Consider the following 9,009-nt stretch of genomic DNA (forward strand, 5'->3'; position numbering starts at 1 on the left):
CCGACGCTTGCTGTCGGCCTCACGAATTATCCAGGCTAAGTTATTGGCCTGAATCGAGAACGGCTTGGCGTCGATTGTCAGCTCCTGCATCGCAATCCGGCCCTTGATGTGGCACAACTCAAGATTGACAACACCGGCCAACTGCAGGTCACGCAGGGTCATATGGCCGCCGATACTGCTGCCCTGTAGGTAGACGGAGGATGACTGCGCCCCCTGTGCCCGCAGGGTTGAGGCAGTCACGCTGCAATCCCCGCCTATTGTTGCCGCCCGCAGGAACAGGGCGACAGAGAAGCCGTCTGGTGACACAATCTCTGTCTTAGTAATGCTGAACGCTCCCGAAACCTGCATCTCCTCTGCATGAATCAGACCTTCAAGACGGGAAGGGAATTCAATGCGCGTCTTGCTACCCTGCTCGACTTTCCAGCCCTCAGTGGCGGCGATGCTGCAGGTGCCGCTGATCGTCGCATAACAGAGGTTTAGGCATATCCCGTTGGTCGGGCTTCGTACCTGCGCACCGAATAATTCGAGCGCACCGAGGGAGGCCCGTTCGAAATTAAGCGTTCCGCCCGCAGAGAATGGGATTGACGCGCTGGTACCGTCATCCGCGTGGCAGGGTATGAGACGCGCCTGCTGTCGAATTTCGGCTTGAAATGCTATCACGGATTCCCCGCGATTCTGCGGCGCACCGCGCGTAGAAGGGATTAACTCGGCCCCTGCCAACCAGAGCTCCCCCTCAATCTTAGCACCATAGAGACGAATGCATCCCTCCGCCCGGAAGGGCATAGGATTCCGGTTCCGGCGATGCAGCGCTCCGAGGCCTAACGAGCCGCTAATCGTTGCCCTCTCCAGCGTTAGCGCATAGCCGCTTTCCGCGCTCAGGAGCCCGCCGGCCAGATACAGAGAGCCGCGGACGGATGCGCTGTTCAGTCTCACGCCTCCCCGGGCATGGAAGTCCGGCTGGCAGACGACGTCGCCCTGTATGGTCGTGTTGCCGAGGTCGAGAGCATAGGGAACGCCGCCGCCGCTGTAGTCAGCGTCCATTGCGTATGGCGGGGCGCAAAGCTTCGCAGCCTTCGCCAGCAGCGGTCCCTCTATGGAACAGCGACCGAGCCTTACCCAGCATAGGCCCTGCCAAGTCCCGTCGCCCTCACACCCTGTTGCAACATTGCCCAACTCGGCGCTGCTGACCTCAGACAGGTTCACCAACCCCTCGAAGGTCGCATGCTCTCCCTCAAGCACGGCGAAGCGGCTGCCCTCCACGGAGAGGGCGGCAAACTGCCCGCTTTCCAGCCGAATGCGTCCGGCGAAGTGACAGCGGGTCAGGATTAGAGCGACTGTGGCGCCGCCATGGGCGCCCCGGGCATTGCGCAGATCAAGGTCGCCCTCAATCCAGGCCCCTTGAAGCACCAGCGCACCCGGAGGCCCCCAGCCCGGCTCCGATCCACCGGGCAGGGTAAGGCAGAGCAGGGCGCGACGGATTACCTCCGCCCGGACCGTCATCTCCGCAAGCGCGGACTGCGGCACGGTTCCATCGCCTAAGGTGCAAGAACCGCCCTCCCGCCAAGCCAGGACCACACGATTTTCTACTTCGCTCAGTGCGTCCACGTTCTGCCTCCGACCCGGATCTCCGCAGTGGACTGCTGAGGGGAGCGGCTGGCAAGCTAACCTGCCTTCTTAGGTATGCAGTCCTGGAGTGTGGTGGTGATCTCTCATGACCAGGAGGACGGGCTTGAGCACCACAAACTAAGCCCGCCCCAGCGGCGCAATGAGTTTACTGGCCAGCACGGTGGTGGTTCTTTCTCAGAAGGCGCCGTGGTAGGGCTTACCACGCTCGTCGAAGCAGCCCGCAAGCCAGGGCTGCGACGAGTTTACTCTGATAAACCGGTAGAAATGAGTCGAGCGCCGGGCCGATCCGGTCAGTGGATAGGTCAACCGGATCGGATGGCTGCCCTCGTATTGGGTGAATGCCGGAGTTCTCTAGCTCTTTTAGCTACCGTGTGGTTTATCAAAACGTGCAACAACACTGCGACCAGCCAGCAATCGCTCAGCATAGCGTGCGGGCATTGCCGGTGTTTTCCAACGCCCAGCCTGCATTACGGCCGGCAAATCAGCACCACGGGCGACCAAATCTTGTGCCATCCCAACCCGCGCTGAATGGCCAGAGATTCTTGAGGGTTCCAGCCCCGCCTTCTGAGCCAGCCGCTTTAGGATGCGGGAACCCTCGCCGCTGGCAAGCGCTGTAGTGCCCACGACACCTGCCTTGCTGATCGGCCGAAAGAGCGGACCCGCAGTAATGCCAGTCGCTTTCAGCAAATCACGGAGCAATTGGGTGGTCTGCTTTGCCAGCCAGCAGACCTCACCGACACCGGCTTGGTCTGTCTTGCTGCGCCGGATAAGCACCGTGGCAGTCCCGTCCGTGGCAAACTCCAGATCAGCCACCTCGAGTGCCACGATCTCGCTGCGGCGCGCCAGCATATCGCGCATCGTGCGGATCAGAGTTAGATCACGGCATTCTGAGATGCCGGATCCGGCGTTGTCAAAAATCTGGATCAACTCTGCCTTGCCCAGGGGTGCGGCCTGCCGCTGGCGGGTACCCAAGCTCCGAGCCATGCGTTTGAGCGCGAGCCGCACAATCTCCGCCTTTGACGGATCAGGGAGCGCCGCGGCCCGGTGCAGGGAAGCTACTGCCCAGACCGCTTGGCGGATCGAGGCAGGCCTTCGGCCCGACCCTGCAAGCGCATCCACATAGGCCGCCACCGCCTCGGGCGCGGCGGGAAGGGGGGAGAGCCCATGAACTGCCGCCCAGCCGCTGAAGGCCGCCGCGGCTTTGCGCAGGGCGCGCTCAGTCTCCGGCGCCATGGCGCCTCGGGCCTGATCGGCATGCTCGACTAGACGCGCGGCAATCTCCCGCGGGGCCAGAGCTGTAGGAAGCAGGACAGCGGTCACAGCATGCCTCCAAGACAAGCGGTCGGTCGTGACAGGAATACCTGCCAACGTTGCAGGTCATATTACCAAGATTAGATAGGAACAGGGCAATTAACCTCATGCGGCTGAGGTAATTAGTGCTGAGTTAAGCACGAAGCGCCGCTTCGAAATTCCACTTTATGTGCGGTAACTCATTTAATGTTTTGGATCGCGCACGGTAACGGAATCAAGGCTGTGACGTCATGCGCGGTAACTCCCATTACCGCGCATGACCTTCAAAATGGCACAACATCGGCCTTCATTTACCGGCGTTCAGGGGCCACCCCACGAATGCGGGCCACGTGTTCCGCAATCTCTCTCAGGGAGTGCCCGTTTCCTGGCAGCGGGCTATCACGCCATGGAAAGGCCAGGTCGGCATTCCATGGCACGGCGAATGCTACTGCGCAGGTCAGGCCGATGCGGGTGACGTCGCAGCACAAGCTCCAAGCCAACAGTCGCACCGCGGCGTTGCCTGGTCGTTATCTGAAGTACCATTGCTCGGGATGCGCGCCCCAAGGCGTGCGGATGTGCTGTGAGATGCCTGTACGGCCAGGCACGTTCTCCAGCCGATCGCTCACCACGCGGACGCCCATGAATGCCGGCGAGAGTCCTACCAGCCCGATGCCCCATTGCTGCTCCACCGCCAGCTTCCAGATTTCCTGGGCGGTACGGTGGCGCTCCGCCTCGCGTTGGCCCGCAGCATCGCGCAGCAACGCGTGAGCGCGGCGCATCTCTGGCTCCGGCGGTTCGGTACCACGAGCGCCGTTGGATGCGAACCACAATGCGTAAGCATTGCCCATCACCCCCGCCGTGGGATCCACCGGCAGGGCGTAGCGCGGGTAGAGGTAGAGGCTCTCGGTGCCGTTATTGGTCCAGATGATGATCTGGATCTGGTCGCTTCGGCCACGCGTTAGCGCCAGGCTGCGTTCCTGCACCTTTACGTCGGCAGCGATGCCGATCTGCCGCCAGTGCTGCACGATCATCTCGGATTGCTGCGGCCAAGTCGGCGACAGCGTCTGCGCCACGGTGATTTCGAGCCTCAACCGCTGGCTATTGTCGCGCCGCAGCCGGTAGCCCTCACGGTCCTTGCGGGTTAACCCCACGCCGTCGAGCAACCGGTTGGCGTGCGCCGGATCGTGCATCGACCAGCGCGTCCGCCACTCCTTGCCTGGGCTCTCAGGCAGGATTTCCGCCGGCACCACTGAGCCAGGCGTGCCGAGGCCGAGCCAAAAGGCCTCGTTCAACTGTTCGCGGTCAATACCGAGGGACAGGGCCCGACGGAAATTCGCCTGCCCTAGCAGGGCCGCGATCTCGCGGTCGTCGGTGTAGCAAGGGTTGGGGAACAGCACGGAATCCGCACCGTTAAAGCCCAGGTCAAGGTGCAGTTTGTATTTGCTGCGCTGCTGATTTTCGACCAGAAGGGGTAGCTTACCCAGGTCGATAAAGCGTTCCTGATAGTCGTATTCACCGGCAATGGCGCGCAGATTGACTACCTCCGGATTCTCCGCCAAGCCCATTTGGATGCGGTCGATGTAGGGTAGCTGATTGCCCGCGGAATCCACCGCGTAATAGTATGGGTTTCGCTCCAGAACCCATTGCTGCGTGTTGATCGGCTGGACCATGCGCCAGGCCGCCAGGGTCGGCAGCTCGCGGTTCAGCCGCCAGTCGCATTTAAACAGGAAAAGCTGGGCCCAGGTACTGAAGCCGGCGGCGCGAGCTTCGGCCGTCAACGCATCCACCGGCGTGTGGCTAGGCAGAAAGCGCTGCAGGTAATGCTTCGGCGCATAGATTCCGTAGGCACGGCCCTCGATCTGCTGCCGGGTGTGGCCGCCGCCGATCAGCGTGTCGCCAGCCAGCAAATAGGGAAACAGAAAATAGGGATCGTCGAATTCAAAAGCGATGCTGTACTCGTCGAGCTTCACCAGCCGCGCCGGCTTGCCCTTGAGCGTCAGCTCGGCAGCCGGAGCTGGCACTAGGTCCTTGTTGGTGTAGATCTCCTCGAACCAGAAGATCCAGTCATCGGCGGTGCAGGGCGTACCGTCGGACCAGCGCAACCCGCGGCGCAGGTGCAGGGTGGTGCGGCGGCCATCCTCGCTGACCTCGAAGCCGCGGGCGAGGCAGGGAAGGATTTTTGTTCCGGTCTCGTCGAAGAACAGCGGTTTGTCGGCCGACATCAGCCGGTTGCCGTTCTCGCTGTCGCCGGGGCCGATAAAGCCGCGCCGCCAGGTGCCGCCATATTTGCCCACCCCGCGCAGCGGCTGGATCACCATCAGGTCCTGCGGCAGGCGCTGCGCCACCGGCGGCAGGCGGCCAGCGCGGACCTGCTCGGCCAGCATAGGCGCCTCCTGGAACTGCTGCGGGAAGCGGGTGGGGTCGGTGATAAGCGCCGGGCTCTCCAGTGTGCCTACCAGGCCGGAGCCTTGCAATTCGCCGCCTGTCTGCGCCACTGCGGCACCGGCCCAGCCGGCCAGCACGGCAATCCCGAATTCCCTGCGGCGCATGGCACGTCTCCCTGATTTTCAGCCGACTCCGGCCAGCGACAATTCCCTGGCCCGGTGGCAGCTAACCTGCCGTCCGGCGCCGAGATCGATGAGGTTGGGACGCTCCACCCGGCAGCGATCCACCACATGCGGGCAGCGCGGATGGAAGGCGCAGCCGGGCGGGGGCTTTGCCGAGTCGGCCACTTCGCCGCGCGGGACGATACGACGGCCGCGCCGCGCCGGATCCGGCGCCGGTACCGCGGCCAGCAGGGTTTCAGTGTAGGGGTGGCGCGGGGTGCGGTAGAGCGCGTCGGTCGGCGCCACTTCCACGATCCGACCGACGTACATTACCGCAACCCGATCGCTTACGTGGCGCACTACGGAAAGGTCGTGGGCGACAAACAGCATGGACAGCTTCAGCCGGTCCTGTAGGTCCAGCAGCAGGTTGATGATCTGCGCCTGCACCGAGACATCCAGCGCTGAGACTGGTTCATCCGCTACCACCAAGCGCGGGTTTAATGCCAGTGCCCGAGCAATGCCAATACGCTGCCGTTGGCCGCCGCTGAACGCATGCGGGAAGCGGCTGCGGGCCAGCGCCGGCAGCCCGACTAGGTCGAGCAACTCAAGCACTCGCGCGGCGCGCTCGGCAGCCGGAACACCATTGACCTTCAGCGGCTCGGCAATGATGTCGCCGACCACCATGCGAGGATTCAAGGATGCGTAGGGGTCCTGGAAGATCATCTGGATATGCCGCCGCAGCGGCCGCAGCGCAGCTTTCGGCACCGCGGCCAAGTCCACCACACGGCCAGGCGCCGGCGAGAAACGGATGGCTCCCGAAGTGACGCGCTGCGCCCGCAAGATACACCGGGCGACGGTGGTCTTGCCGCAGCCACTCTCGCCAACCAACGCCAGAGTCTCGCCTTCTGCGATCGAGAAGCTGACGCCGTCCACCGCGCGCACCCGCCCAACCTCTCGCCGTAGCAGCCCGGCGCGAATCGGAAAATGCTTCTTCAGCGCCGCCACCTCCAGCACGTTCATGCCGCAGCCCCCGGAAGAAAGCATGCAGCGCCTGCCTGACCGGGTGGCACGTCGGCAGGCGTTTCCTGTTGGCAGCGTGCGCCGAGGCTTTCGGCACAGCGGGGATGGAAGGCACAGCCAGTAGGGCGTAAGCCGGGATGCGGCACCGCGCCACCGATCGTCGCCAGCCGCTGACGCGGCTTCGCCAGGATAGTCGGCACAGCGCGCAGTAGGGCGCGGGTATAGGGGTGGCGCGGGGCGGCGAACAGCTCCTCCACCGGTGCGGCTTCCACGACCCTACCAAGATACATCACCGCCACCTCATCGGCCATTTCGGCAATGACCCCCATGTCATGGGTGATCAGCATCAGTGTGATACGCTTCTCGGTCTGCAGGCGCTGCAGCAGCGTCAGGATTTGCGCCTGGGTAGTGACGTCGAGTGCCGTGGTGGGCTCGTCCGCGATGAGGATGTCCGGTTGCCCGGCCAGCGCCATGGCGATGCCGACGCGCTGGCGCAGCCCGCCCGACAACTCGAAAGGATAGGCGGCCATGCGGGTTTCGGGGCGTGGAATGCCGACATCGCCAAGCAACGCCACGGCCCGGTCACGCGCCTCCCGCGGCGTGATCGCATGGTGCTGCACGACGGCTTCGATTAGTTGGTTGCCGACGGTGTAATGGACCGATAGTGCGGTCATCGGTTCCTGGAAGATCAGCCCGATGCGGCCGCCACGCACGCTACGCATGCGCTTCGACTCTGGATCGAGTGCGGCAAGGTCCGTCTCTGCCGGTGTGCCTGGATCGAGCAGGATGCGTCCACCCGAAATTCGCCCTGGCCGATCAATCAGCCGCAAGATTGAGCGCGCCGTCACGCTTTTGCCGCAGCCGCTCTCGCCGACGACGCCAAGCGTCCGGCCGGCATGCAGGTCGAGACTAACGCCGTCCAGTGCGCGCACTACACCCTGGTCGCTCTCGAATCGCACCGCGAGGTCACGGATTGCCAGGGATATGCGTTCAACCATAGGGATCCGCCGCATCGCGCAGCCCATCGCCGAGGAAGTTGAAGGCGAGGATCGCCAGGATAACCGGCACCGCTGCCGCCAGCAGCCAGGGCGCCCCGGCCAGCACCTGAATGTTCTGTGCATCCTGCAGCAGGATTCCCCAGCTCACCGCCGGCGGCCGCAAGCCGAGTCCAAGGAAGCTGAGCGAGGTTTCGCTGACGATCATCGCCGGCAGCGCCAAGCTGACGGCGGCGATCACATGGCTTGCGAAGCTTGGCAGCATGTGGCGGAAGATGATGCGCAGCTGACTGGCGCCGGCGAGCTCCGCAGCCACCACGAAATCCTCCTCCCGCAGTGACAGAAACCGGCCGCGCACCACGCGAGCCAGCTCGGTCCAGCCGATCAGGCTGATGATGATGGTGATGGCGAGATAGATTTGCGTCACGCTCCATGTATTCGGCAGCGCCGCAGCGAGCCCCATCCAGAGCGGGATGGTAGGAATAGATCGCAGTACTTCGATCACTCGTTGAATCAGCGTATCCACCCAACCGCCATAAAGGCCGGAGATGCCGCCAAGCAGCACTCCAAGCAGCAGCGAGAGGGTGACACCGGCAAGCCCGATAAAGAGTGAGACCCGCGTTGCCACAACCAGGCGCGAGAACAGGTCGCGGCCAAGCTGGTCGGTGCCGAGCAGGAAGATGCCCTCACCACGGTTGCCGCCTACTACGCCGAAAAGATGGATATCAGTCTCGAATAGACCGAACAGGTCGTAGCTGTAGCCGTTGGCGAAGAGCCGCACCGGCAGCTTGCGTGCGGGATCGGGCGCATAAGCCAGCTTGAAGGTACGCGGGTCCCGCACGCCGCGCAGGCCATAAACGTGTGGATTGAAGCCGCTGTCGTCGAACAGGTGGATGCCCTGTGGCGGGATGAAGCTCCGCCGCGCGTCCGTGGCATGCGGGTCGTTCGGCGCCAGCGCATCGGCGAAAATTGCGACCAAGTAGAACAGGATGATCACCACCAAGCTGGCCACCGCCAGCTTATGCTTACGGAAGCGCCACCAGGTGAGCTGGAGCTGCGTCGCTTGGGCGTAGCGCTCGGACGCGGCGTGGTCGAGCACGGCCTCGCTCATGAGCGCCCCTCCAGCCGGATGCGCGGGTCGATCCACATCAGCAACATGTCGGACACCAGGGTGCCGATTACCGTCATCACCCCAAGCAGCAGCACGATGGCGCCCGCAAGATACATGTCCTGCGCCACCAGCGCCTGCAGCAGCAGCGGTCCAACCGTGGGCAGGCCGAGCACCAGAGAGACGATGATGCTGCCCGAGACAAGGTAGGGGAACAGGTAGGCGACCGAACTGGCGAAGGGGTTGAGTGCCGCCCGCACCGGGTATTTCAGCACCGTCCGTCGCAAGGTTAACCCTTTGGCGCGGGCGGTGACGACGTAGGGCTTGCGGAGCTCGTCCAGCAAGTTGGCGCGCATGATACGGATGAGTTGGGCCGTGCCTGCCAAGGCTAGCCTGGATTATGCGCGAAGGCTGACGGGCATGG

General features: G+C 63.6%; 7 protein-coding genes. All 7 read right to left on the reverse strand.

The window, feature by feature from the left end:
• On the reverse strand, positions 1-1,605 hold a 1,605-nt coding region (locus QWZ14_RS22745; protein WP_290319229.1), incomplete at its 3' end, for a hypothetical protein.
• Positions 1,606-1,986: 381 nt separating this feature from the next.
• Positions 1,987-2,946: a tyrosine-type recombinase/integrase gene (locus QWZ14_RS22750; RefSeq protein WP_290319230.1), complete on the reverse strand. Its 960-nt coding sequence runs from the start codon at positions 2,944-2,946 to the stop codon at positions 1,987-1,989.
• 497 nt (positions 2,947-3,443) lie between these two features.
• Positions 3,444-5,465, reverse strand: a complete 2,022-nt coding sequence (locus QWZ14_RS22755) for an ABC transporter substrate-binding protein (RefSeq protein ID WP_290319231.1) — start codon at positions 5,463-5,465, stop codon at positions 3,444-3,446.
• 18 nt (positions 5,466-5,483) lie between these two features.
• Positions 5,484-6,482 (reverse strand): ABC transporter ATP-binding protein, encoded by a 999-nt coding sequence (locus QWZ14_RS22760; protein WP_290319232.1) that lies wholly within the window; start codon positions 6,480-6,482, stop codon positions 5,484-5,486.
• Positions 6,479-7,480: an ABC transporter ATP-binding protein gene (locus QWZ14_RS22765; RefSeq protein ID WP_290319233.1), complete on the reverse strand. Its 1,002-nt coding sequence runs from the start codon at positions 7,478-7,480 to the stop codon at positions 6,479-6,481. Before QWZ14_RS22765 ends, QWZ14_RS22760 begins: the two co-directional genes overlap by 4 nt.
• A complete protein-coding gene (locus QWZ14_RS22770) occupies positions 7,473-8,588 on the reverse strand; it encodes an ABC transporter permease (protein WP_290319234.1) in 1,116 nt (371 codons plus the stop codon). The genes QWZ14_RS22765 and QWZ14_RS22770 overlap by 8 nt, the downstream gene beginning before the upstream one ends.
• A complete protein-coding gene (locus QWZ14_RS22775) occupies positions 8,585-8,971 on the reverse strand; it encodes an ABC transporter permease subunit (RefSeq protein ID WP_290319235.1) in 387 nt (128 codons plus the stop codon). Before QWZ14_RS22775 ends, QWZ14_RS22770 begins: the two co-directional genes overlap by 4 nt.
• Between the last annotated feature and the right edge of the window lie 38 nt (positions 8,972-9,009).

Origin of the sequence: Paeniroseomonas aquatica, assembly GCF_030409335.1 — a bacterium.
In the GTDB taxonomy this organism is placed as follows: domain Bacteria; phylum Pseudomonadota; class Alphaproteobacteria; order Acetobacterales; family Acetobacteraceae; genus Belnapia; species Belnapia aquatica.

Coding starts and splice junctions, on each gene's coding strand:
- QWZ14_RS22770 (WP_290319234.1), bottom strand. CDS start 8,588: ATGAGCGAGGCCGTGCTCGACCACGCCGCGTCCGAGCGCTACGCCCAA.
- QWZ14_RS22755 (WP_290319231.1), bottom strand. CDS start 5,465: ATGCGCCGCAGGGAATTCGGGATTGCCGTGCTGGCCGGCTGGGCCGGT.
- QWZ14_RS22760 (WP_290319232.1), bottom strand. CDS start 6,482: ATGAACGTGCTGGAGGTGGCGGCGCTGAAGAAGCATTTTCCGATTCGC.
- QWZ14_RS22765 (WP_290319233.1), bottom strand. CDS start 7,480: ATGGTTGAACGCATATCCCTGGCAATCCGTGACCTCGCGGTGCGATTC.